General features: G+C 65.5%; 25 protein-coding genes and 1 rRNA gene. 13 read left to right on the plus strand and 13 right to left on the minus strand.

Going from position 1 to position 21,808, the window contains the following annotated elements:
• The 8 genes from rrf to SOX55_RS00975 form a co-directional block, all read left to right on the plus strand.
• Positions 1 to 99, plus strand: a 5S ribosomal RNA gene (gene rrf, locus SOX55_RS00940); the annotation flags it as partial.
• Positions 100 to 226: 127 nt separating this feature from the next.
• Positions 227 to 1,054, plus strand: a complete 828-nt coding sequence (locus SOX55_RS00945) for a VanW family protein (RefSeq protein WP_325285556.1) — start codon at positions 227 to 229, stop codon at positions 1,052 to 1,054.
• Between the two features lie 16 nt (positions 1,055 to 1,070).
• Positions 1,071 to 1,394 (plus strand): TfoX/Sxy family protein, encoded by a 324-nt coding sequence (locus SOX55_RS00950; RefSeq protein WP_325285557.1) that lies wholly within the window; start codon positions 1,071 to 1,073, stop codon positions 1,392 to 1,394.
• Positions 1,395 to 1,501: 107 nt separating this feature from the next.
• On the plus strand, positions 1,502 to 2,332 hold the full coding sequence (locus SOX55_RS00955; protein ID WP_325285558.1) for a hypothetical protein: 831 nt from the start codon (positions 1,502 to 1,504) through the stop codon (positions 2,330 to 2,332).
• A complete protein-coding gene (locus SOX55_RS00960; protein ID WP_325285559.1) occupies positions 2,329 to 3,039 on the plus strand; it encodes a hypothetical protein in 711 nt (236 codons plus the stop codon). The genes SOX55_RS00955 and SOX55_RS00960 overlap by 4 nt, the downstream gene beginning before the upstream one ends.
• Before the next feature lie 12 nt (positions 3,040 to 3,051).
• Positions 3,052 to 3,390, plus strand: a complete 339-nt coding sequence (locus SOX55_RS00965; protein WP_325285560.1) for a PadR family transcriptional regulator — start codon at positions 3,052 to 3,054, stop codon at positions 3,388 to 3,390.
• Between the two features lie 3 nt (positions 3,391 to 3,393).
• Positions 3,394 to 4,191, plus strand: a complete 798-nt coding sequence (locus tag SOX55_RS00970; protein ID WP_325285561.1) for a hypothetical protein — start codon at positions 3,394 to 3,396, stop codon at positions 4,189 to 4,191.
• Positions 4,188 to 4,922 carry a hypothetical protein gene (locus SOX55_RS00975; RefSeq protein ID WP_325285562.1) on the plus strand — a complete coding sequence of 245 codons (735 nt, stop codon included), beginning with the start codon at positions 4,188 to 4,190 and terminating at the stop codon, positions 4,920 to 4,922. Before SOX55_RS00970 ends, SOX55_RS00975 begins: the two co-directional genes overlap by 4 nt.
• A gap of 57 nt (positions 4,923 to 4,979) precedes the next feature.
• On the opposite strand, the gene SOX55_RS00980 is transcribed toward SOX55_RS00975, so the two are convergent.
• From SOX55_RS00980 to moaA, 11 genes are all read right to left on the minus strand, one after another.
• Positions 4,980 to 5,144: an OadG-related small transporter subunit gene (locus SOX55_RS00980; protein ID WP_325285563.1), complete on the minus strand. Its 165-nt coding sequence runs from the start codon at positions 5,142 to 5,144 to the stop codon at positions 4,980 to 4,982.
• 19 nt (positions 5,145 to 5,163) lie between these two features.
• Positions 5,164 to 6,291, minus strand: coding sequence for a sodium ion-translocating decarboxylase subunit beta (locus SOX55_RS00985; RefSeq protein ID WP_325285564.1), 1,128 nt, complete (start codon positions 6,289 to 6,291; stop codon positions 5,164 to 5,166).
• A gap of 293 nt (positions 6,292 to 6,584) precedes the next feature.
• Positions 6,585 to 7,289 carry a tRNA (N6-threonylcarbamoyladenosine(37)-N6)-methyltransferase TrmO gene (gene tsaA, locus SOX55_RS00990; RefSeq protein WP_325285565.1) on the minus strand — a complete coding sequence of 235 codons (705 nt, stop codon included), beginning with the start codon at positions 7,287 to 7,289 and terminating at the stop codon, positions 6,585 to 6,587.
• Between the two features lie 18 nt (positions 7,290 to 7,307).
• Complete coding sequence (locus SOX55_RS00995) at positions 7,308 to 7,805, minus strand: MogA/MoaB family molybdenum cofactor biosynthesis protein (RefSeq protein WP_325285566.1); 498 nt, start codon at positions 7,803 to 7,805, stop codon at positions 7,308 to 7,310.
• 12 nt (positions 7,806 to 7,817) lie between these two features.
• Positions 7,818 to 8,864 carry a sulfate/molybdate ABC transporter ATP-binding protein gene (locus SOX55_RS01000; RefSeq protein WP_325285567.1) on the minus strand — a complete coding sequence of 349 codons (1,047 nt, stop codon included), beginning with the start codon at positions 8,862 to 8,864 and terminating at the stop codon, positions 7,818 to 7,820.
• Positions 8,864 to 9,541, minus strand: coding sequence for a molybdate ABC transporter permease subunit (gene modB / locus SOX55_RS01005; RefSeq protein ID WP_325285568.1), 678 nt, complete (start codon positions 9,539 to 9,541; stop codon positions 8,864 to 8,866). Before modB ends, SOX55_RS01000 begins: the two co-directional genes overlap by 1 nt.
• Before the next feature lie 102 nt (positions 9,542 to 9,643).
• Positions 9,644 to 10,537: a molybdate ABC transporter substrate-binding protein gene (modA, locus tag SOX55_RS01010; RefSeq protein ID WP_325285569.1), complete on the minus strand. Its 894-nt coding sequence runs from the start codon at positions 10,535 to 10,537 to the stop codon at positions 9,644 to 9,646.
• 107 nt (positions 10,538 to 10,644) lie between these two features.
• Positions 10,645 to 11,664, minus strand: a complete 1,020-nt coding sequence (locus SOX55_RS01015; RefSeq protein WP_325285570.1) for a molybdopterin-binding protein — start codon at positions 11,662 to 11,664, stop codon at positions 10,645 to 10,647.
• On the minus strand, positions 11,661 to 12,104 hold the full coding sequence (locus SOX55_RS01020; protein WP_325285571.1) for an MOSC domain-containing protein: 444 nt from the start codon (positions 12,102 to 12,104) through the stop codon (positions 11,661 to 11,663). The genes SOX55_RS01015 and SOX55_RS01020 overlap by 4 nt, the downstream gene beginning before the upstream one ends.
• A 3-nt stretch (positions 12,105 to 12,107) precedes the next feature.
• On the minus strand, positions 12,108 to 12,587 hold the full coding sequence (gene moaC, locus SOX55_RS01025) for a cyclic pyranopterin monophosphate synthase MoaC (RefSeq protein ID WP_325285572.1): 480 nt from the start codon (positions 12,585 to 12,587) through the stop codon (positions 12,108 to 12,110).
• A gap of 2 nt (positions 12,588 to 12,589) precedes the next feature.
• Positions 12,590 to 13,534, minus strand: a complete 945-nt coding sequence (gene moaA, locus SOX55_RS01030) for a GTP 3',8-cyclase MoaA (protein WP_325285573.1) — start codon at positions 13,532 to 13,534, stop codon at positions 12,590 to 12,592.
• A gap of 157 nt (positions 13,535 to 13,691) precedes the next feature.
• Here moaA and yqeC point away from each other — a divergent pair, with 157 nt between their 5' ends.
• From yqeC to selD, 3 genes are read left to right on the plus strand one after another with little or no spacing between them, the layout of a single operon-like run.
• Entirely contained in the window at positions 13,692 to 14,366 is a 675-nt protein-coding gene (gene yqeC / locus SOX55_RS01035) for a selenium cofactor biosynthesis protein YqeC (RefSeq protein ID WP_325285574.1), read from the plus strand.
• On the plus strand, positions 14,360 to 15,169 hold the full coding sequence (gene yqeB / locus SOX55_RS01040; RefSeq protein ID WP_325285575.1) for a selenium-dependent molybdenum cofactor biosynthesis protein YqeB: 810 nt from the start codon (positions 14,360 to 14,362) through the stop codon (positions 15,167 to 15,169). The genes yqeC and yqeB overlap by 7 nt, the downstream gene beginning before the upstream one ends.
• Complete coding sequence (gene selD, locus SOX55_RS01045; RefSeq protein WP_325285576.1) at positions 15,162 to 16,202, plus strand: selenide, water dikinase SelD; 1,041 nt, start codon at positions 15,162 to 15,164, stop codon at positions 16,200 to 16,202. The genes yqeB and selD overlap by 8 nt, the downstream gene beginning before the upstream one ends.
• Before the next feature lie 44 nt (positions 16,203 to 16,246).
• On the opposite strand, the gene SOX55_RS01050 is transcribed toward selD, so the two are convergent.
• Together SOX55_RS01050 and SOX55_RS01055 are read right to left on the minus strand one after the other, a co-directional pair.
• Positions 16,247 to 17,164, minus strand: coding sequence for a ketopantoate reductase family protein (locus SOX55_RS01050; protein WP_325285577.1), 918 nt, complete (start codon positions 17,162 to 17,164; stop codon positions 16,247 to 16,249).
• Between the two features lie 66 nt (positions 17,165 to 17,230).
• A complete protein-coding gene (locus SOX55_RS01055; protein ID WP_325285578.1) occupies positions 17,231 to 18,124 on the minus strand; it encodes a 4Fe-4S cluster-binding domain-containing protein in 894 nt (297 codons plus the stop codon).
• Positions 18,125 to 18,466: 342 nt separating this feature from the next.
• On the opposite strand from SOX55_RS01055, the gene SOX55_RS01060 reads away from it, so the two are divergent.
• Together SOX55_RS01060 and SOX55_RS01065 are read left to right on the plus strand one after the other, a co-directional pair.
• A complete protein-coding gene (locus SOX55_RS01060) occupies positions 18,467 to 20,275 on the plus strand; it encodes an FtsW/RodA/SpoVE family cell cycle protein (protein WP_325285580.1) in 1,809 nt (602 codons plus the stop codon).
• Positions 20,262 to 21,632: a penicillin-binding transpeptidase domain-containing protein gene (locus SOX55_RS01065; protein ID WP_325285579.1), complete on the plus strand. Its 1,371-nt coding sequence runs from the start codon at positions 20,262 to 20,264 to the stop codon at positions 21,630 to 21,632. Before SOX55_RS01060 ends, SOX55_RS01065 begins: the two co-directional genes overlap by 14 nt.
• Positions 21,633 to 21,808: the final 176 nt, after the last annotated feature.

Here is a 21,808-nt window from a genome sequence, read left to right on the forward strand (position 1 = left end):
TGAGGGTCCACCCGTTCCCATTCCGAACACGGTAGTTAAGCTCATCTCTGCCGAAGATACTTGGCTGGTGACGGCCCGGGAAAATAGGTAGTGCCAACACAGGAGCGATGGTCGCAAGACCATCGCTCTTTTTGTTTTCCCCTCCTGCGGCAACCCCATTTGTTACTTTTTTGTAATGCACCAGGCCGGAGTGTTTGGTAGAATCAGAAGAGGATAAGGGGGTGGAATGAGAATGGTTCTGACCAACAATCAGCTGCGCCCGCCGATCCGACGCAGCTGGCTGCGTCTGCGGCTGGGGAAGGCCTGGTACGCCGGGAAGCGCTATCTGCTGTGGTGCTCGCCGCGCTTCCGCTGGGCGAAGGAGCGGCGGTCCGAACAGCTGCCGTGGGTTCAGTTTGCCCATGCAACGCCCCTGATGCGCCGCCTGCGGGGCGAGGAGATGGAGTGGCAGCGGAACAAGGTCATCAATCTGAGACTGGCCGTGGCCCGGCTGGACGGCCTGATCCTGCATCCCGGGGAGACCTTCAGCTACTGGAAGCTCATCGGCAGGCCCACCCGCCGGAAAGGCTACCGGGAGGGGATGGTGCTGTTTCTGGGCCGCATCGGCAGCGACGTGGGCGGCGGACTGTGCCAGCTTTCCAACCTCATCTTCTGGATGACCCTCCATACGCCCCTGACGGTGACGGAGCGCTACCGCCACTCGCACGACGTGTTCCCCGACGCCAACCGCACCCAGCCCTTCGGCAGCGGAGCCACCTGTGCCTATCCCCACCGGGATCTGATGATCCGCAACGATACAGACCGGGATTTTCAGCTGTGCCTGCGGGTGGGGGAGACCCATCTGGAGGGGGAGTGGCGCAGCGCGGAACCGCCGGCAGTGCGCTATGAGATTGTGGAGCGGGATCACCGCATGGACCAGGCGTCCTGGGGCGGCTATATCCGCCACAATGCCCTGTACCGCCGGACTTACGGTGCGGACGGTACTGTTCTGGGTGAGGAGTTTCTCCTGACCAATGACGCGATTATGATGTACAGCCCGCTGCTGCCGCAGTAGGGAAAGGGAGAATGATATGGCCACCAGCAAGGAGTATCTGACGTTTATTCTGGACCAGCTGTCCGGGCTGGACGATGTGACGCACCGGGCCATGATGGGGGAGTATATCCTCTATTACCGGGGCAGGATCGCCGCGTACCTCTGCGATGACCGGCTGCTGGTGAAGCCGGTGGCAGCGGCCCGGAGGATGCTGCCGGAGGCCCCCATGGAGCCGCCCTACCCCGGCGCGAAGGACATGATTCTTGTGAAAAACGTGGATGACCGGGCCTTCCTGGCGGCGCTGCTGGAGGCTATGGATCCGGAGCTGCCGCTGCCGAAGCCGAAGAAACCGAAGAAGTGAAGCCGGACGGCCCCAGCGGGCCGTCCAAAACTTTCCTTGACAAGCATCGGTCATCTATGTATACTGAACATAGATGACCGAGGTATTATGGCCGGGAGGTGAGAGCGATGGCGGGAGAGTTTGAACGCTGGTGCGGCCGCGTGGAGCGGCAGGTGCGGTTTTTCCCGGACCGGAAGGCCATCCGCCGGGAGCTGACGGACCACTACTGGGACCATGTGCAGGACCTGCGGCGCATTGGCTATGAGGACGGCCTGGCCCGGCAGCGGGCGCTGGGGGCCATGGGGGACCCGGAGGAAGTGGGGAAGGCTCTCAACGCCGTCCACCGGCCGCTGCTGGGATGGCTGTGGATGGTCAGCCGCGTGCTGGCGGCGGTGCTGCTGGTGCTGACGCTGTGGTGCGGCTGGTCCGGCGATTTTGGCGGCTGGCACAATGTCCGGAAGGACCTGCGCCGTCCGGCGGAGATCACGGACTGCGAGGCGGAGGGGCCTGCCTTTCTGGGGCCGGAAAGCCCCCTGTGGGAGAGCGGCTGGCAGCGGACGGCGCTGCTGGCGTCGTCGCCGGAGCCGTGGGAGAACGGGGATTATACTGTTTCCGTTGCCTATGCTGCCGTCTGGCGGGAAGAGCGGCGGGACGGAAACGTGTACCACTGGCTGTCGGTGCGGATGCGGGCGGAAAAGCGGCGGTTCTGGGACGAGGACATGAGCCTGGTGCCTCTGACCGTCACCGACAGCGCCGGGCGGCGGTATGTTACCGCCCACTGGAAGGAGGATTCCCCGGTGTGCGACGTGAACTGGAACAATCCGGAGCAGGGCCTGACCTTCCTGACCTACCACCTGAACGTGCCGCTGGAGAGCGCCGAGACGGACTGGGTGGAGTTGGGGTACATCTTGAATGAGGACTTCTCCATCCGCCTGAACTTCCGGGAGGTGACGCCATGAAGCTGCAGGAGTACATTCCACGGCTGAGCCGGAAGCAGAAGCTGGTGCGGAATCTGCTGGCAGCGGCGATGTGCCTGTTTCTGCTGGAGTGGATGATGGGCTTTCCCTGCCTGACGGCGGAGGGACTGCTGCGGCGGGCAGAGCGAATGTATCTGATGGAGGGCACGGAGCTGCTGTACGACGGGCAGGAGCGGGGTGCCGGCGGTGTCTGCTGGCCCACGGTGTACGGCCGGGCCGGCGATACGCTGCTGGCGGTGCGGTACGGCCGGTCGCCGCTGGGGCGCCAGTTGATGACGGCGGAACTGTACCGGGAGCCGGACAACATTTACTGCTTCCGCCAGATGAACTTTTTCGGGGAGCTGCCCCTGCAGGTGCTGGCCTTCGGCGATTTGCGGGAGGCCGCCCGGACGGAGATGGAATGCACCGTGGAGGTCACCGCCGGCGTGGGAGACGTAAAGCGCACGCTGCTGCGGGAGACCTATGCCGCGGAGGGGGAATGGGCCGCACCGGGGGCCGTGGCCTTCACCCTGACGCCCCGCTATGGGGAGGAGGACACGTCGGAGGCCGCCGTCACGGAGCGGCGGCTGTTCGGCGGAGAGGTGGCGGCGCAGAACTATGAGGCGGTGCTGCGGCTGTACGACGAAAGCGGCAGATTGCTCCACGAGAAGCAGGTGGAGGTTCTGGAGGAAGAATCCTATGGATGGTAAAGGAGGAGCGGCATGAAGATCGACAAAAGCCTGATGACCGGCAGCACCACGCTGCTGATTCTGTCCCTGCTCAGCGGGGAGGAGATGTACGGCTACCAGATGATTACGGAGCTGTCCCGCCGCTCCGACCGCACGTTTGAACTGAAGGAGGGGACGCTGTACCCCATCCTCCACGCCCTGGAGGCGGACCGGCTGGTGACGGTGCGGGAGCGGGCGGCGGAGAGCGGCCGGATGCGGAAATACTACCGCATCACGAAAAAGGGTCTGAAGGTGCTGGAGGAGAAGAAGGCGGAGTGGAACACCTTTTCCGAGAAGGTCAACGCGGTGGTCCACGGCATCGCCCCGGCGTGAGCCATGGCGTCGGGAAAGGAAAGCGCCGCCTACCAATCGTGGCGGCGGCAGGTGCTGGAACAGGTGCGGTTCTGGCCGGACCGGTGCGCCATCGGGGAGGAGCTGGACGCCCACTTCGATGACCACGTGGCGGATCTGGAGCGCATCGGCTATGACGCGGCCCTGGCCGCGGACCGTGCCCTGGGTGCCATGGGAGAGCCGGAGGCCCTGGGCCGGGCCTTTGATGCCGTCCACAGGCCCCTCTGGGGCTGGCTGTGGGAGGTGAGCCGGCTGGCGCTGTGGGCGGCACTGGCGGTGCTGGCGGTGGGACTGGCGAATTTCGGCTTCACGGGGCTGAACCAGTGGTTCAGTCCGGAGGTGCCGGCTGTGACGGAGTATGATTACCCGGAGATCGGAGCGGTAAACTGTCCCGCTCCGGTGAAGATGGGCAGCTACACCGTCACCGTGGCGGAGGCCCGGTATTACCGCCTCCGGGACGGCGGAGAGGGGGCGCTGACGCTGATGGACAACAGTGCCATGAACCTGCTGGAGCTGACCGTCACCGCCGAAACGCCCAGATTCTGGCTGGACGGCCCGGCGCTGTACGACGTGCTGGAGGCGGTGGACAGCGCCGGGAACCGGTACACTGTCCACGGCTATCCCAACATCGCCGGGTACGGCGCCGGCGGTCACGGAAAAAGCGTGGGAACGGTGATGCTGCGGGGCTTTGAAAATGACCCGGCGTGGGTGGAAATCTCCCATCAGACTGCCGGGTGGACGCTGCGCATCGATCTGCCGGCGGGAGAGGAGGCGTTCCCATGAAGGGGCTGAGAAAGAAGCTGCCCCGGCTGAGCCGGCGGCAGCGGATCGCGCGGAACCTGACGCTGACGGTGCTGGCGCTGTTTCTGGCGTGGGCGGTCACCGGCTTCGCCCCGCCCACCGATGCCCTCTGCGCCCGGTGGACGGCGGAGGAGTACGGCCTTTCTGAGCCGGAGATTCTGCTGCGGCAGCGGGAGGAGAACAACGCCGGCCGCCATTATCTGATCCTCCGGTGGCCCGACGGCCGCCTGGCGGCCCAGGAGACTTACCGGAAGTTCGGCTTCCTCCGTCGGGGCGGCCGGCTGCTGCTGACGGAGGAGACGGAGGGCGCGGCGCTGCTGCTGGGGGAGTGCAGTCCGGAGCCGAAGGCGCTGTACGTGTGGGCCGACGCGCCGGGGGCGGTCCGGGCGGAGTGCCGGATGCGGCTGCGGGGCCGGGTCGCCGTGGGGTACAGCGATGAGGACACCGGCGTCCGGGAGGACGGGGTGTTCGACTGGGACGAGACGTACATCCTGCAGGCAGTGCCCAATGAAAACGGGGTGTACCGCTTTGCCGTTCAGCCCAAATATGACGATAGGGAACGGCTGCGGCAGGTGGCGGAGGAGAGCGTCCTGCGGGAGCTGGGGTACAATCTGAAAGGCGAGATCTCCGACGGGTTCTCCGCCGAATTTACCGTGGATTTCTTCAGCGTAACGGACAATATTGTGAAAACGTGGCGGTACAGTATGCCGTAAAAAAACCAGGCCCCGGAGAATGTTCTCCGGGGCCTGGTCATAAAAGGTTTATGTAGCTCACTCAAACGTGTGGCCGCTGTTGTTTTTCTGCTGGCCCTTGGCCTTCTTGCCATCCAGATGGCTCAGCAGGGCCACCGACAGGGCGATGAGGCCCAGCACGGTGAAGATGCCGGCCATACCCTGTCCCAGCAGCAGGAGGGCGGAAGCGAGGTTTTCAGACATGCCTGTGTTCCTCCTTTTCTCACATAAAGAAGCCCAGAATGACGCCGCCGGCCACCACAGAGGCGATCTGGCCGGAGACGTTGGCGCCCACGGCGTGCATCAGCAGATGGTTGGTGCGGTCGGCCTCCAGGCCCATTTTTTCCACCACCCGGGCGGACATGGGGAAGGCGGAGATGCCGGCGGCGCCCACCATGGGGTTCACCTTGTTTTTGCAAAACAGGTTCAACAGCTTGGCGAACAGGCACCCGCACATGGTGTCCAGCACGAAGGCGGCCAGACCCAGGCCCATGATCAGCAGCGTCTCGGGGGTGACGAACTTGTCCGCCTGCATGGAGTAGGAGATGGTGATGCCCAGCAGCAATGTGATGAGGTTGGCCAGCTCGTGCTGGGCTGTCTGGGACAGGGACTCCAGGCAGCCGCACTCCCGGATCAGGTTGCCGAACATCAGGAAGCCCACCAGCGCCACGGAGGAGGGGGCCACCAGACCGGACACAATGGTCACCAAAATGGGGAAGAGGATGCGGGTGCGGCGGCTGACAGTGCCGGGCTTGTAGGGCATTTTGATGGCCCGGTCCTTTTTGGTGGTCACCAGCCGGATGGCGAAGGGCTGGATAATGGGTACCAGCGCCATGTAGCTGTAGGCCGCCACGGCGATGGCGCCCACGTAGTTGGATTTCAGTACCTGGGACACCAGAATGCTGGTGGGGCCGTCGGCGGCGCCGATGACGCCGATGGAGGCGGCGTCCCGGATGTCGAAGCCCAGCAGTGCGGCCACAATGATGGTCAGGAAGATACCGCCCTGGGCGGCGGCGCCGAAGAGGAACAGCTTGGGGTTGGACAGCAGCGGCCCGAAGTCGATCATGGCGCCGATGCCGATGAACAGCAGCAGCGGGAAGGCCTCGGAGGCCTCAATGCCTGCCTCAAACAGCCACTGGATGATGCCGGAGGTCTCGCCCACCCCGGCGGTGATCTGGTTCAGCACCCCGGACATGGGCAGGTTCACCAGAATGGCGCCGAAGCCCATGCCCAGCAGCAGCGACGGCTCGTAATTCTTTTCGATGGCCAGATAGATGAGCATGCCGCCCACGCAGTACATCACCACCTGCTGCCAGGTGACGGACAACAGTCCTTCGATGAGAAATTCCATTTCCACTCTTCCTTCCGCAGAGATTCTTTGCCGGCCGCGGCCCGCACGGTATACAGAAAAAAAGACCTGTGTTCCGCCGGACGGAACACAGGTCTGGTCGTTTCATGCAAAGCCAGAGCGCGATCAGACGCCGCGCACATGCTTGTTGACTTTACCACAGGGCAAAACGCCCTGCCGACTACTCCCCTTGTGACAAAACTATCCTACCATGGGGGAAAAGAGGCTGTCAAGAGGCTGATGGAAAAATCGGGGAAACGGCTGCGGCTCTAAGGATTCCGGCCGTTTTTCCGGGATTACGCCTCCGGGGTGATCTCCCGGACGGTGAGAACATCCTCCGCCACGGTGAAGCGGACGTTGTACCCGGCGAACCGCAGTCCGTACAGCCGCTCCGGGTCCGACTGGTAGTGGGGCCGGGGATCGTTGGCCAGCACCCCCAGCAGCGCCTGCCGCCGGTCCGGCGGCAGGAGGGCCAGCAGGTGCTCCGGGCACTCCACCTGCAGCAGCTTGTCGGAGTTGCCGCCGCCGGTCCAGCCGCCCAGGGCGTCGGGATGGCTGTCGGCATAGCGGACGTAGGGCTTGATGTCGAAAATGGGGGTGCCGTCCAGCAGGTCCGCCCCGGCTACATGGAGTACCGCCCCCCGGTCTGCCGTCAGCTCCACGCCCTCCAGCTTCACGCAGGAGAGGCCGATGGGGTTGGGCCGGAAGGGGGAGCGGGTGGCAAAGACCCCCATCCGGGCGTTGCCCCCCAGCCGGGGAGGCCGCACCGTGGGGGACCAGCTGTCCCGCACGGCCCGGGAGAATTCCCAGAGCAGCCAGATGTGGGAAAAGCCCTCCAGTCCCCGCACCGCGTCGGGATTGCGGAACTCCGGCTCAAACACAATTTCCCCCCGCAGGGTGTCCACCAGGCCGCTCTGCCGGGGAATGCCGAATTTTTCCGGGAAATCGGTGCGGATGCGGGCGATGATTTTCATGGGGAAGGTGTTTTCCGTGCAGTCCATGGCGGGACCTCCTTTTGTTCAGCGGGGGAGTTTGGCGCAGTCGGCGGGGCGGCCGGAGAGCATCTCCAGCCCGTGGGACAGGGCGGGCAGCACCGCCTCCAGATTTTCCCGGGCGGCCTTGGGGGAGCCGGGGAGGTTGATGATGAGAGTTCCCCTGCGGATGCCGGCCTGGGCCCGGGACAGCATGGCCCGGTTGGTGACCTGCATGGATGCGTAGCGCATGGCCTCCGGAATGCCGGGGGCCAGCCGGTCGCAGACCGCCAGGGTGGCCTCCGGAGTCACATCCCGGGGGGCGAAGCCGGTGCCGCCGGTGGTGACGATCAGCGGAAAGTCGCCGCTGTCCGCCAGACGGCACAGAGCGGCTTCAATGTCCGCCTGCTCGTCCGGCAGAATCTCTGTGTGCGCCACGGAGAAGCCGGCGTCGGTGAGCAGCCGGGACACCAGGGGGCCTCCTTCGTCGGGGCGCTCGCCCCGGAAGCTGCGGTCACTGATGGTAAGCACGGCACACTGATACATGGGAAATCCTCCTTATTTCAACAGCAGAATATTTTCCGGGGCCACGGTGACGGTCAGCCGCTCCCGGTCCGGCAGGGCGGCCCATTCCTCTTTCGGCAGCTCCATCCGCAGCAGCGGCGCCCCCTCCCGCCAGCCATGGGGCCGCAGCAGCACGATCATGCCGAACACGTCCTCAATGACCTTGGCCACGGTGCAGGGGATGGGATTGGCGCTGCCGGCGGCGGCAGGATGGACGTGGTGGGAGCGGATGCCCACCTGGGTCACGTCGCCGGGGACAATGCCGCCGCACTCCAGCGTGAGCCCCCACTGGGGCAGCACCACCCGCTCCCCGTCGGGGACGGCGGCGGTGTAGTTCTTGCAGCCGGAGAGCCGGGCGGCGGAGACGGTGCCGGGGCGGCGGAACAGCTCCTCCATGGCCATCACCGGCTCCGAGACGCCCCGGTCCATGACGCAGACCCGGCGGCAGTTGCGGTAGGCCTCGCCCCGGTCGTGGGTGACCCACAGCGTCGGGCCGGGGAAGGCGCGGAGGGTGTCCTGCAGCTCCAGCTCCAGCTGGTATTTCAGGTAGCTGTCCAGGGCGGCAAAGGGCTCGTCCAGCAGAATGGCCCTGGGCTCCGATGCCAGGATGCGGGCCAGTGCCGCCCGCTGCTGCTGGCCGCCGGAGATCTGCCGGGGCTGCAGTGCCGCCGCTTCCTCCAGCTGGAACCGCCGCAGCAGCTCCGCCGTCACGGCGGACCGGCGGGCCTTGTCCGGCACCGCCACGGCGATGTTCTGGGAGACGGTCATGTTGGGAAACAGGGCGTACTGCTGGAACAGATACCCCACGTGCCGCTTCTGGGGCGGAAGGTCGATGTGGGCGGCGCTGTCGAACAGCACCTGACCGTCCAGCTCGATATGGCCCTCGTCAGGCTTAAGAATTCCGGCCACGCACCGGAGCGTGACGCTTTTTCCGCAGCCGGAGGCCCCCAGCAGGGCCAGCGGCTCACCGTTTTCCGCGGTGAAGCCGGCGCTGAGACAGAAGCCCCCCAGCTGCTTGCGGATATCCACCTGCAGGCTCATCAGCGGCCTCCTTTCTTCCACTGGCGCTCCCGGGACTCCAGCAGGTTCACTGCCAGCAGGAACACGGCGGAGATGGCCACGTTCACCAGCACCCACTTCAGCGCCCCTGCGTCATCGCCGGTGCGCCACAGCTGGTAGACGGTGGTGGAGATGGTGGCGGTGCGGCCCGGGGTGTAGCCCGCCACCATGGAGGTGGCGCCGTACTCGCCCAGAGCCCGGGCAAAGGCCAGCACCATGCCGGCCAGAATCCCCTGGCGGCAGTAGGGCATCCGGACCCACCAGAAAATGTAGGTGTTGGACAGGCCCAGGGTCCGGCCGGCGTCGGAGAGGGTCTGATCAAAGCTCTCGAAGGCGCCCCGGGCGGTGCGGTACATCAGGGGGAAGGACACCACAATGGTGGCGAAGATGGCGGACCACCAGGTCATCACCAGCCGGACGCCGAAGGTCTCCAGCACCCAGCCACCGAAGGGCCGTTTGGGTCCCAGCAGGCACAGCAGCAGCCAGCCCACCACCGTGGGGGGCAGCACCAGCGGCAGCGTCAGCACCACGTCCAGCACACCCTTTGCCAGCCGGGGCAGTTTGGCGATGTAGTAGGCCGCCAGCAGCCCCAGAAAGAACACGGACACGGTGGATACGGCGGCAATGCGCAGGGAGTTCATCAGGGGATACCAATCCAAGGGAAAACACCTCCCGGAAAGAATAGGGGGCGGGCAAACAGACGGCCCGCCCCGCTATGGGATCATGAGCCGCGACGGTTTATCCGCGGCCATTATATCACATTATTTCATCATCGTGAAGCCCACGCCTTCAAAAACGGGGGCGCCGCCGTCGTCAGCGGCCAGATAGTTCAGGAATTCCTGGGCAGCGTCGGGGTTGGCGCTGTCCTTCAGCACGGCGGCGGGGTAGATCACCTGGCCGCACATCTCGGCGGTGGCCTCATCCACCACCGTCAATCCGGCGGAGAAGGCGTCGGTGCCGTAGATGATGCCGCAGTCCACGGAGGCCTCGCTGACCTGGGTGGTGACTTCCTTCACGTTGGAGCCGTAGGTCAGATTGGCGGCAATGGCAGCCTCGTCGATGCCGTAGTAGGTGAAGATCTTCTGGGTATACTGACCCACGGGCACGTCGCTGTTGCCCATGGCCAGCATCACGTCGCCGGCCTGGAGGCGCTCCGCCAGCTGGTCAAAGCTCTCCACGCCGCCGGGGTTGCCGTCGGGCACCGCCAGGGTCACCTTGTTCTCCAGCAGGTTGACCCGGGTGCCGTCGGCCAGCATGTCCAGGCCGTCGGGGTTCTTGTCGGCGTCATCCTTCAGGGTGCCGTCCAGGGCATTGATCTGCTTGGGGGCGGCAGAGATGAACAGGTCGCACACGGCGCCCTCCTTGATCTGGGTCAGCAGCGTGCCGGAGGAGTCATAGGTGGGGGTGATGGTGACTTCGGGATGGTCCGCCGTGTAGTTGGCAATGATCTGGTCCAGGGACTCGGTGAGGGAGGCGGCGGCAAAGACGAACAGCTCTACCGGCTCCGCCGCGGTCTGGGAGGACGCGGCGGAGGAGGCGGAACTGCCCGCCGCAGAGGCGGCAGCACCGGTGGAAGAGGATCCGCTGCTGCCGCCGCAGGCGGTCAGAGACAGGGCCATAGCCATGGCCAGCGCAAGGGAAAGCAGTTTTTTCATGATGTACAGCTCCTTTTCATTCCTTCGAATTCTATGTCAAAACGTGATTCTCATGCAAGGATAACGGACGGGGAAACCTGCGCCCGGCGGACCGGGCGCGGGTGGATTTACTTGCCGAAAGGACAGACGGGGTAGCGGCAGGGCTTGCAGCCCAGGCACAGCCCGCCCTCGCCGTAGGCCACCAGATCGGCGCGGGTGATCTCCACGCCGGCGGCGATCCGGGGCAGCACCAGGTCAAAGATGGTGGCGCCGGCGTACATGACGCAGCCGGGCAGGCCCAGGATGGGGGTGCCGTCGTCGAAGTAGGCCAGCAGGAACATGGCACCGGGCAGCACCGGCGCGCCGTAGGAAACGATGCGGGCGCCGCTGGCCTTGATGCCGCCGGGGGTGTTGTCATCGGGATCCACGCTCATGCCGCCGGTGCAGACGATGAGGTCCGGCTTTTTGGCCCGCATTTCCGCGATGGCGGCGGCCACGTTCTCCACGCCGTCGCCGGACATGGTCTGGGCGACGGTCTCCATGCCGTAGGCCGCCAGCTTGTCCCGGACCACGGGGGTGAAGGTGTCCTGAATGAGGCCCTTTTTCACCTCGCTGCCGGTGGTGACGATGGCGGCGGTTTTCAGCCGGTAGGGCAGCAGCTCCAGCAGCGGCTCACCGCCGGCGGCGGCCTCAGCGGCCTTCAGCTTCTCCTCTTCAATGATCAGGGGGATGACCCGCATGCCCGCCAGCTTGTCGCCCTTGCGGACGGCGGTGTTGCCCTTGCGGGTGGCGATCATGATGTCCTCCTGGGAGTTGACGGCAATGAGGCGGTCGGACTTCACCCGGAACAAGCCGTCGCAGGCGGCCCGCAGCTCGATTTTGCCCTCCTTCACGCCGGAGCGCTCCATGTTCTCGTTGGCGCACAGGGCGTACAGCCGCTCGGCGCCCTCGTCCTCGTGGAGCATGCCGGGGGTCATCTCCCAGACAAACAGATTCTCCTTGCCCATGGCCAGCAGCACGGGGATGTCCTCCGGCTGCACCACATGGCCCTTGCGGAACCGGGCGTCCTTGAACTCATCCTTGATGATCTGGGTCATGTCATGGCAGAGGACGTGACCCACCGCGTCCTCGGTTCTGATCAGCTTCATGCGTTTGCCTCCAGTATTTCAATGTCATCCCCGGCGCGGACCACGCCTTCGGTGACCACGATGACGAAAATGCCCTCGGTGGGCATGACGCATTTGCCCACCGCCTTTTTGATGGCGCAGTCGTTGTGGCACTCCTTGCCGATCTGGGTGACCTCCACCTCGGTGGAGCCGATGCGGAGATGGGTTCCCACCGGCAGGTGCTTCAGATCGATGCCCACGGTGTTGATGTTCTCGGCGAACACGCCGGGGTCCAGGGGAATGGGGCACTTGTCCCGCATGGTGTCCACGCTCTCCTCCGCCAGCATGGAGATCTGGCGGTGCCAGTCTCCGGCGTGGGCGTCCCCCACAATGCCGTGGCGCAGCTTCAGCTGGATTTCCGGCACGGGGTGCTTCAGCTCCCCCTTGCGCTCACTGATGTTGACAGAAACCACCCTGGCCATGGCTTATTCCTCCGCGATATAGTCGCCGCTCTTGCCGCCGGATTTCCGCAGCAGGCGGATGTTGGTGATCTGCATGTCCTTCTGGACAGCCTTGCACATGTCATAAATGGTGAGGGCCGCCACGGAAACGGCGGTCAGCGCCTCCATCTCCACGCCGGTCTCTCCGCTGCAGGAGACGGTGGCCCGGATCTCCACCCGGCTGGGATCGTCCTCCAGGGCGAAGGCGATGTCCACGCCGGTGAGCATCAGGGGGTGGCACATGGGGATCAGGTCCGCGTTGTGCTTGGCGGCCATGATGCCCGCCACCTGGGCCACTGCCAGTACGTCCCCCTTTTTCAGGGTGCCCTCCCGGACCTTGCGCAGCGTCTCCGGGGCCATGCGGATCTCTCCTGCGGCCACTGCCACCCGGTGGGTGACGGCCTTGCCGGTGACGTCCACCATGTGGGCACGGCCCTGTTCGTTGAAATGGGTCAGCTCGCTCATGCTCATCCTCCGATCTGATTCATGTTCCGGGGAGTGTCGCTGGGCCGCTCCGTCAGATGGTGGCGGATGGGCTTCCGGGCAATGCCCTGCCGGATGGCGCTGCGCAGCGCCTCGCCGTGCAGCCCCCGCAGGGGCAGCTCCTCCCGGGAGTGGAGGCAGCCCTTCAGCCGGCCGTCCGCCGTCACCCGGATGCGGCGGCACTGGGCGCAGAACTCGTGGCTCATGGGGGAGATCAGCCCCACCGACCCCGGCGCGCCGGGAATCCGGAACCGCCGGGCCACACCCTCCGGCTCCGCGGGCACCAGCTCCGGACAGGCGTCCAGAACCGCCCGGTTGGGGAGGAAGCAGCCCTTGTCCCAGCCGGCGCACTCTCCCATGGGCATCAGCTCAATGAACCGGACGGACCAGGGGTGATGCCGGGTCAGATCAATGAAATCTCCGATCTCGTCATCGTTGAAGCCGCCGATGAGCACCGTGTCCAGCTTCAGGCCGGTGAATCCGGCCGCCTCCGCGGCGGCAATGCCCTCCAGCGCCTCCGCGAGGCTTCCCCGGCGGGTGATGTAGGCAAAGCGGTCGGGGCGCAGGGTGTCCAGGCTGATGTTCAGCCGGTCCACGCCGGCCTCCCGCAGGGGGGCAGCCATCCGCGGCAGCAGCTGGCCGTTGGTGGTGAGACACAGCTCCTCCAGCTCCGGAATGGACCGCAGCCCCCGGCAGATGTCCAGAATGCCCCGGCGCACCAGCGGCTCGCCGCCGGTGAGGCGGATCTTCCGGACCCCGCAGTCCACGGCGGCCCTGCCGATCTCCACGCATTCCTCCACGGAGAGAATCTCCCCGTGGGGCCGCTTCACCACGCCATCCTCCGGCATGCAGTAGCGGCAGCGGTAGCTGCACAGGTCCGTCACCGACAGCCGCAGATAATCGATGGTGCGGCCGCAGACGTCTGTCATGGCAGGGACCTCCTTCGTGATACTCAAACGAGATGAACGTACAGTCATCATACACAACTTTCCGTAACATGTCAAGCATCGCCGCCGCGGCTTTGCCTTGACGGTCACAGGGAAAGGTGTTATTCTGCCAATAGATGAACGGAGGGGGGAAAAGCACATGACGCTCAGCGAGGCGCTGGGGCTGCGTCCCGGCGTGACGGCGGTGATCGGCGGCGGCGGAAAAACCACCCTGCTGCGGACGGCGGGGGAGGAGCTGGCGGCGGCGGGCCACACGGTGCTGCTGTGCGCCACCACGAAGATGTTTCCATTCCCCGGCCTGCCCAACGTGACGGAGGGCGGCGCGGCGGCTCTGGCAGCGGCTCTGGCGGAGCATCGCCTGGTGTGCGCCGGAAGGATGCTGCCGGAGAGCGGCAAGCTGACGGCTCCCGCCATCCCCATGGCGGAGCTGGCAGAGCTGGCGGAGTATGTGCTGGTGGAGGCGGACGGCTCCGCCCGCCGGCCCCTGAAAGCCCACCTGTCCCACGAGCCGGTGATTCCGTCGGAGGCGGGACAGACCGTCTGCGTCACCGGCGTGTCCGGCTTCGGCCTGCCCATCTGTGAGGCGGCCCACCGGCCGGAGCGGTTCGCGGAGCTGGCGGAGACGGTGACAGAGGCCGCCGCCACGCCGGAGAACACGGCGCTGGTGCTGGCCCGGGAGGGGCTGGCGGACCTCTGGTTCTTCAATCAGGCGGATACCCCGGAGCGGTGGGAGTGGGCCCTGCGGGCCGCGCAGGCGCTAAGACGGCCCGCCGTGCTGGGAACCATGCAAAAAGGAGCGTACAGAAGATGCTGATTCTGATTCGGGGCGCTGGGGACATTGCCACCGGCATTGCCCTGCGTTTGAAGCGGGCGGGGCTGGATGTGGTGATGACCGACCTGCCCCAGCCCACCGCCATCCGGCGGACGGTGTGCTTTTCTCAGGCCATCGTCCACGGCGAGACAACGGTGGAGGATATGACCGCCCGCCGGGCCGCCGGACCGGAGCAGGTTCCGGCGCTGCTGGCGGAGGGGGTCATCCCCGTGCTGGCGGACCCGGAGGGCCAGTGCCTGGCGGCGCTGAAGCCCGACGGGGTGGTGGACGCCATCCTGGCCAAGCGGAATCTGGGCACCCGCATCACCGACGCGCCGGTGGTGGTGGGCGTAGGCCCCGGCTTTACCGCCGGGGAGGACTGCCACGCGGTGGTGGAGACTATGCGGGGCCACTATCTGGGCCGGGTCATCTACCGGGGCAGTGCCCTCCCCAACACCGGCATCCCCGGCCTCATCGGCGGCTTTGCCGGCGAACGGGTGCTGCGGGCGCCGGCGGACGGCGTGTTTCACCAGCTGCTGGACATCGGCGCCCAAGTGAAGCAGGGGGACGTGGCCGCCACAGTGGAGGGCGTGCCCATGGTCTGCACCCTGGACGGCGTGCTGCGGGGCATCCTGCCGGAGGGCACGCCGGTGTTCAAGGGCATGAAGGCGGGAGACATTGACCCCCGCTGCACGGAGGACCACTGCTACTGCGCCAGTGACAAGGCGCTGGCGGTGGGCGGCGGCGTGCTGGAGGCCATTCTGGGCCTCAGCGGGATTCTGAAAGGAGACAGGGCCCATGGCTGAAAATGAGGTGAAGCTGACGAAGCTGGCCAAGTGCGCCGGCTGCGGCGCCAAGGTGGGGGCCGGGGTGCTGGCCCAGCTGCTGGAGGGCATCCGGGTTCATCAGGACCCCAATTTGCTGGTGGGCTTCGACAAGAGCGATGACGCGTCGGTGTACAAGGTCAGCGACGATCTGGCGCTGGTGCAGACGGTGGATTTCTTCCCGCCCATTGCCGATGATCCCTATCTCTTCGGCCGCATCGCCGCCACCAACGCCCTCTCCGACGTGTACGCCATGGGCGGCGTGCCCAAGCTGTGCCTGAACATCATGGCCATTCCGGAGTCCATGCCAAAGGACGCAGTGCACCGGATGCTGCGGGGCGGCTACGATACGGTGTACGAGGCGGACGCCCTCATCACCGGCGGCCACAGCATTCTGGATGACGAGCCCAAATACGGCCTGGCGGTGACGGGCTTCGTCCATCCCGACAAGGTGCTGACCAACTCCGGGGCGAAGCCCGGGGATGTGCTGCTGTTTACGAAGCCCATCGGCATCGGCGTACTGACCACCGCCGCCAAGGCGGACATGGCCTCCAGGGCCGGCATCGACCTGGCGGAGCGGATGATGACCACCCTCAACAAAGCCGCCCGGGACGCCATGGTGAAATACCGGGTCCACGCCTGCACCGACGTGACAGGCTTTGCCATGCTGGGCCATCTGCTGGAGATGGCCCAGGGCAGCGGCGTGGAGGCGGAGCTGCAGGTGGACGCCATCGACCTGATTCCGGAGGCGCTGCGCCTGGCCCGCATGGGCATCCTGCCGGCGGGCATGTACCGCAACCGGGCCTTCGCGGAGCCGGAGGTGGACCCGGGAGACACGGAGCTGGCCAAACAGGACCTGCTGTACGATCCCCAGACTGCCGGCGGCCTGCTGATGGCGGTGGACCCCGCCGACGCCGACGAGCTGTACGCGGAGCTGAACCGGGTGGTGCCCAGCGCCCAGCGCATCGGCACGGTGCGGGAGTACCGGGGCGGCAAACGGGTGTTCCTGCGGTAAAAGAAACAACCACGGCTGTGGGTTCACAGCCGTGGTTGTTGTGTTCAGTAGGCGCCTTCCATCTCCGCCACTTTTTCGTAGAGCCAGTCATTCACCGGCACGGGGATGCCGTGCTTGGCGGCCAGACGGCGGATGGTGCCGGAGAACAGCTCCACCTCGCTTTTCCGGTGCGCCTTGCCGTCCTGGCGCATGGAAGGCTCGCTGCCGGGGTCAAAGCCGTCCAGCACGGACACCCACATCTGCACATCTGCCTCCGACAGGGCCACGCCCTCGGCGTTGGCCACCTGCACCACCTCCTCCATGGCGGCGATCATCCGGTCCCGGGCCTCGCCGGGGCACTGGATGGTGCTGTAGTCCCCCTCATACACCATCACCACCTGGTTGCAGCCGGTGTTGCACAGCAGTTTGCTCCACATATGGCGGTGGATGTCCTCCGGCAGCTCACAGGGGAAGCCGGTGCGGTTCATGAAGTCCACCACGGCCCGGAACCGCTCCGGGTCCTGCCCGGCGGGAATGCCCAGCGCCAGGGTGCCCACGCCCCGGACGGAGGCCCGGTTGCCCTCTTTCAGGGCAGCGGCCTTCTGGGACACGCACCAGACGATCTTCTCCGCCCCGAAGGCCTCTCCCAGCAGCTGCTCGCTGGAGATACCGTTGAGAATGGAGATGATCGTGGTGTCCGGCCCCACCAGATGGGCCACCTCCGCCATGGCCTCTTTCAGGGCGCCGAATTTCACGGAGAACAGCAGCAGCTCCGCCGGACGGCTCTCCGAAGCGGCGTCGGCATACTGAAAATCGCAGGGCCGGCCGTTGAGGATGACCCCCTCCCGGCGGTAGCGCTCCATCCGGTCCCGGTTGGCCAGCACCCGGACGTGCTCCTTTCCCAGGGCGCGGGTGAAATAGTCGGCGTACAGCACGCCAAGGGCGCCAAGACCCACCACGTCAATGGATGTAATCGGCTTCATTATGATTCCTCCTGATTCCGGAAAAAACGGCGGAGAAGCTTCTCCGCCGTTTCCGTTTGCTGTTTTTTACGCCCTGGCAGAACCCTCGATCCAGTGGAGATCGTAGGGCTCGAACACCACCTTGCGGTAGGCGTCCACATCCATCAGAACGCCGGTCCAGTCGGAGTGGATGTCGCCGTTCTGCTTGATGAGAATGTCGTAGAGAATGTCGTAGGTAACGCCGTCCTTGGGATCGGTCTCCACAATGGTGGAGTAGGGCAGGGTCTTGTGGTAGGTCAGCTCCATGCCCTTGTAGTCGAAGTGGAAGCCGCAGCGCATCCGGCAGCCGTCCAGCCCGGTGTAGGGGGCGATCTTCTTCAGGTCCTGGAGAATCCGGTCGCCCTCCTGGTCATACAGGTTCTCGGGGGTGGTGGCGGTATAGTCGAACCGGAACTGAATGGAAGCGCCGGGGACCTTCAGGAACCGCTCCAGATAGGGAACCAGACCCTCGGAGGGATAGTCCTTGAACAGCACGCAGTTGATGCGGAAGGGCACCGCCAGACGGCTCAGCAGAGCGTCATTGGACTCCACCACGTAGCGCTGCATATGGCGGGAGATGTTAATGCAGGTGATCTTGTCCTTGTTGCGCTCCGTGAAGGCCACGATGTCGTCCTCGGACTGGTGCTCGGAGACGGGCAGGGTGGTGTTGATGTACACCTTGTGGGTGGTGGGGATGGTGTCCAGCATCATCTGCAGGGACTCCAGATTGGCGAAGGGTTCTCCGCCGGTGAACACGAAGTCGCAGTAGGGGGTGATGGCATCCATGGTGCGGATGCTCTGGCAGATCTTTTCGGCGGAGAAACCCGTCAGGTCCGCGTATTCGCCTTTGTTGATGCAGAAGGGGCAGTGGTTCTTGCAGTCATAGGGGACGAAAATCGTTACCGTGGCGCCGCCTTCCCGGGTTTTGTAGGGATGTTTCATGTGTTGAATCGGCCTTTCCAGTACAGAGATTATCTGCGGATATTGCACGCAAACAGAACAAAACGGCAGTTGAAAAAACGCTGTGCCGTGCTGAAGTCATCATACATACCCAAGTATTTTAGTAGATTTTTTCGGTCAGGTCAAGTGGAAATCCAAAAAACAGGGCACTTCCCTGAAACTTTTGTCGGATCCTGCGGAGCGCTTCCGGATTCCGGATGCCGGAGGCCCTTCCGCGGAGAGCAGTATTCATAATTTGTCTCTTGATTCCGGCGGGGGGAGCCGCTACAATCATCAGAATGAGAAAACATGTCCGGCGCCGGCCGGACGGGAGGTGATTGCGTGATGGAGGGACTGCAGTCCCTGCTGGATCAGCTGACGGGGATGCTGGCATCATACCCGGCGGCGGAGCAGTGGTTCACGGCGCTGGTGCGCTTTGTGTTTCCGGTGCTGGCAGTGCTGATTCTGGCCCGGGCCATCCGGGCGCTGCTGAAGGTGCCCCACACGCCGGAGGTGTGGGGGCAGCTGAGCCTGCCCAACGGCGCGCCGGTGATGCTGACCCACTGGGAGAATATCATCGGCCGGGGGGCCTCCGCCGACGTGCGGCTGAACTATCCCAGCATCTCCCGGCAGCACGCCGCCATCTGCCGGGGGGAGCGGGACGAGTGGACCGTCTACGATCTGGGCGGCAAGGGCGGGACGCTGATCAACGGCGTGCCGGTGAACGGCTCCGCGGCGGTTTCCATGGGGGACACCATCACCCTGGGAGGCGTGCCCCTGGTGTTCCTGCCCCAGACGGTGGGGGACCGGGAGGCGCTGGAAAAGCGCCGCCGGGCGGAGCGGCCGCCCACGGTGTGGCTGTCGTTTCTGTGGCTCACCCTGTTTCAGATGCTCACCTGTCTGCAGCTGATTGCCGCGGCGGGAACGGACGCCGCCGTGGAGCTGCCTCTGGCGTTTCTGGGGCTAACGGCGGTGATGTGGCTGTACTTTATCGTCCTGCGGCTGACGGGCTGCGTGGGCTTTGAGATGGAGACCATCGCCTTCTTCCTGTCCACGCTGTCCCTGGCGGTCACCGCCTCCTCCGCTCCGTCGGCGCTGGCGAAGCAGTTCCTGGCCATCGTGCTGGGGCTGGCGCTGTTTCTGGTGCTGGGGCTGTTCCTGCGGGACCTGAGCCGCACCCGGCGCATCCGCTGGCTCATGGCGGCGGGGGCCATCGGCCTGCTGGCGCTGACGCTGGTGGCGGGCACCAGAAAATACGGCGCCGCCAACTGGATCACCCTGGGCGGGATGTCCTTCCAGCCCTCGGAGCTGGCCAAAATCTGCTATATTTTCGCCGGGTCCGCCACGCTGGAGCGGCTGTTCCGCCGCCGGAACCTGACGCTGTTCATCCTGCTCACCGGCGTGTGCATCGGCTGCCTGGGACTGATGAGCGACTTCGGCACGGCGGCCATCTTCTTCGTCACCTTCCTGGTCATCGCCTACCTGCGCTCCGGCGACTTTGCCACCCTGGCCCTGATCTGCGGCGGCGCGGTGTTCGGCGTGGGCATCATCCTGACCTTCAAGCCCTATATTCTCAGCCGCTTTGCCACCTGGGGCAAAGCCTGGTCCAACGCCAACGTGGGGGCCGGCTACCAGCAGACCCGCACCATGTCCGCCGCCGCCTCCGGGGGCCTGGTGGGCATGGGGGCCGGCAACGGCTGGCTTCACCGGATTCCCGCCGGCGATACAGACCTGGTGTTCGGCATGATCTGCGAGGAGTGGGGCCTCATCATCGCGGTGCTGGCGGTGGCGTCCATTGTGACGCTGGCCTTTTTCGCCGCCCGGGCCTGCGGCGTGGGCCGCTCCAGCTTCTACACCATCGCCGGGTGCGCCGCGGCGTCGCTGATGGTGTTCCAGACCTGCCTCAACGTGTTCGGCTCGGTGGACATTCTGCCCCTCACCGGTGTCACCTTCCCCTTCGTGTCCAACGGCGGCTCCGCCATGATGGGCGCCTGGGGCCTGCTGGCCTTCCTGAAGGCCACCGACACCCGGGAAAACGCCAGCTTTGCCACCGGTATGGGCAAGCGGCGAAAACTGATGAACGAGGCGGCAAAGCGGACGGAGCAGGTTTCTCCCTTTGCGCGGGAACAGGAGGCGGACGATGAAGAAGATTGAGCGCCGGGCGGTGCTGTGCTGTCTGCTGGCGGCTTTGCTGGCGCTGGGTACGGGACTGTTCGTGTTCCGCTGGTTTAGCAGCGGCGGGCGGTGGGCCTCGGCCCCCTTCAACCGCCACCTTTACAATAACGCGGGCCAGCTGGCCGCCGGCACGGTGCTGGACCGGGACGGCGACGTGCTCACCACCGTCCGGGAGGACGGCACCCGGACCTATTACGACAACGCCACCGTCCGGAAGGCCACCCTCCACGCTGTAGGGGACCCCCAGGGCAACATCGGCACCGGCGCCCTCAGCGCCTTCGCCGACCGGCTGACGGGCTTCGACCTGGTGAACGGCGCCTTCGGGGCAAAGCAGGGCAACCGGCTGTACCTGACCATCGACGCCCGGTACAACTACGAGGCCTATGAGGCCCTGGGCGGCAGAGCCGGCGCCGTGGCGGTATACAATTATAAAACAGGGGAGATTCTCTGCATGGTCTCCGCGCCGTCCTACGATCCTCTGAACATCCCGGCGGACATTGAGAGCAATGACCGCTACAAGGGGGCCTATCTGAACCGGGTGCTCTCCTCCACCTTCACGCCGGGGTCCGTGTTCAAAACCGTGACCCTGGCGGCGGCCATTGAGGAGATTCCGGACCTGGACAGCCGCACCTGGACCTGCGGGGGCAGCGTCACCATCGGGGAGGAGACCATCACCTGCTCCGGCGTCCATGGGGAGCAGCACATCGGGGAGGCGCTGGCCAACTCCTGCAACGTGGCCTTTGCGGAGATGGCGGCGGAGCTGGGGGCCTCCACCCTGAAAAAGTACACGGAGAAGGCGGGGCTGACGGACCGCTACTCCGTGGACGGCATCCTCACTGCCGCCGGCAGCTTCGGCTTCGACACCGCTACCGAGGGGCAGACCGGCTGGGCCGGCGTGGGGCAGCACCGGGACCTGGTGAACCCCTGTGCCCTGATGGTGTATATGGGCGCCATCGCCAACGGCGGAAAGGCGGCGGTGCCCCGCATTGTGGATAAAACAGTGAACTCCCTGGGCCTCTCCACCCCCATCCGCTGGACGGAAAAAACCGGTACGCTCATCAGTCCCTCCACGGCGGAGCGCATGACGGAACTGATGGCGGAGGCGGCGGAGACGGCCTACGGCACCAAGCGCTTCCCCAACATGGAGCTGTGCGCCAAGTCCGGCACCGCCGAGGTGGGGGAAGGGCAGGCGCCTCACGCCTGGTTCACCGGCTTCCTGCGGAACGAGGACGCCCCCTACGCCTTTGTGGTGCTGGTGGAAAACGGCGGCGGCGGCAGCTCCGTGGCCGGCACCGTGGCGGGGAAGGTGCTGAACATCATGGTCAACGGGTACTGAGGCTGTCGAAAAAGTGGCTTTGCCACTTTTTCGAGAAGGCAGCAGCCTGCTGCGCGCACTTCGTCGGGGCAAACTTCGCTCCATTCGGAGCGCCCTGCGGCGGAGGGCGTCCTCATGCCGCTCCGTTGCCCCTCCTCTCCCCACCGCAACCGCTTCGCTGGGTTGCAGTGGGGAAC

The organism is Dysosmobacter sp. (genome assembly GCF_034093755.1).
In the GTDB taxonomy this organism is placed as follows: Bacteria; Bacillota; Clostridia; order Oscillospirales; family Oscillospiraceae; genus Oscillibacter.

What these genes read in the sequence shown, in the direction of transcription:
- SOX55_RS00945 (WP_325285556.1), top strand. Translation starts at nt 227, where the DNA reads ATGAGAATGGTTCTGACCAACAATCAGCTGCGCCCGCCGATCCGACGC.
- SOX55_RS00950 (WP_325285557.1), top strand. Translation starts at nt 1,071, where the DNA reads ATGGCCACCAGCAAGGAGTATCTGACGTTTATTCTGGACCAGCTGTCC.
- SOX55_RS00955 (WP_325285558.1), top strand. Translation starts at nt 1,502, where the DNA reads ATGGCGGGAGAGTTTGAACGCTGGTGCGGCCGCGTGGAGCGGCAGGTG.
- SOX55_RS00960 (WP_325285559.1), top strand. Translation starts at nt 2,329, where the DNA reads ATGAAGCTGCAGGAGTACATTCCACGGCTGAGCCGGAAGCAGAAGCTG.
- SOX55_RS00965 (WP_325285560.1), top strand. Translation starts at nt 3,052, where the DNA reads ATGAAGATCGACAAAAGCCTGATGACCGGCAGCACCACGCTGCTGATT.
- SOX55_RS00970 (WP_325285561.1), top strand. Translation starts at nt 3,394, where the DNA reads ATGGCGTCGGGAAAGGAAAGCGCCGCCTACCAATCGTGGCGGCGGCAG.
- SOX55_RS00975 (WP_325285562.1), top strand. Translation starts at nt 4,188, where the DNA reads ATGAAGGGGCTGAGAAAGAAGCTGCCCCGGCTGAGCCGGCGGCAGCGG.
- SOX55_RS00980 (WP_325285563.1), bottom strand. Translation starts at nt 5,144, where the DNA reads ATGTCTGAAAACCTCGCTTCCGCCCTCCTGCTGCTGGGACAGGGTATG.
- SOX55_RS00985 (WP_325285564.1), bottom strand. Translation starts at nt 6,291, where the DNA reads ATGGAATTTCTCATCGAAGGACTGTTGTCCGTCACCTGGCAGCAGGTG.
- tsaA (WP_325285565.1), bottom strand. Translation starts at nt 7,289, where the DNA reads ATGGACTGCACGGAAAACACCTTCCCCATGAAAATCATCGCCCGCATC.
- SOX55_RS00995 (WP_325285566.1), bottom strand. Translation starts at nt 7,805, where the DNA reads ATGTATCAGTGTGCCGTGCTTACCATCAGTGACCGCAGCTTCCGGGGC.
- SOX55_RS01000 (WP_325285567.1), bottom strand. Translation starts at nt 8,864, where the DNA reads ATGAGCCTGCAGGTGGATATCCGCAAGCAGCTGGGGGGCTTCTGTCTC.
- modA (WP_325285569.1), bottom strand. Translation starts at nt 10,537, where the DNA reads ATGAAAAAACTGCTTTCCCTTGCGCTGGCCATGGCTATGGCCCTGTCT.
- SOX55_RS01015 (WP_325285570.1), bottom strand. Translation starts at nt 11,664, where the DNA reads ATGAAGCTGATCAGAACCGAGGACGCGGTGGGTCACGTCCTCTGCCAT.
- SOX55_RS01020 (WP_325285571.1), bottom strand. Translation starts at nt 12,104, where the DNA reads ATGGCCAGGGTGGTTTCTGTCAACATCAGTGAGCGCAAGGGGGAGCTG.
- moaC (WP_325285572.1), bottom strand. Translation starts at nt 12,587, where the DNA reads ATGAGCGAGCTGACCCATTTCAACGAACAGGGCCGTGCCCACATGGTG.
- moaA (WP_325285573.1), bottom strand. Translation starts at nt 13,534, where the DNA reads ATGACAGACGTCTGCGGCCGCACCATCGATTATCTGCGGCTGTCGGTG.
- yqeC (WP_325285574.1), top strand. Translation starts at nt 13,692, where the DNA reads ATGACGCTCAGCGAGGCGCTGGGGCTGCGTCCCGGCGTGACGGCGGTG.
- yqeB (WP_325285575.1), top strand. Translation starts at nt 14,360, where the DNA reads ATGCTGATTCTGATTCGGGGCGCTGGGGACATTGCCACCGGCATTGCC.
- selD (WP_325285576.1), top strand. Translation starts at nt 15,162, where the DNA reads ATGGCTGAAAATGAGGTGAAGCTGACGAAGCTGGCCAAGTGCGCCGGC.
- SOX55_RS01050 (WP_325285577.1), bottom strand. Translation starts at nt 17,164, where the DNA reads ATGAAGCCGATTACATCCATTGACGTGGTGGGTCTTGGCGCCCTTGGC.
- SOX55_RS01055 (WP_325285578.1), bottom strand. Translation starts at nt 18,124, where the DNA reads ATGAAACATCCCTACAAAACCCGGGAAGGCGGCGCCACGGTAACGATT.
- SOX55_RS01060 (WP_325285580.1), top strand. Translation starts at nt 18,467, where the DNA reads ATGGAGGGACTGCAGTCCCTGCTGGATCAGCTGACGGGGATGCTGGCA.
- SOX55_RS01065 (WP_325285579.1), top strand. Translation starts at nt 20,262, where the DNA reads ATGAAGAAGATTGAGCGCCGGGCGGTGCTGTGCTGTCTGCTGGCGGCT.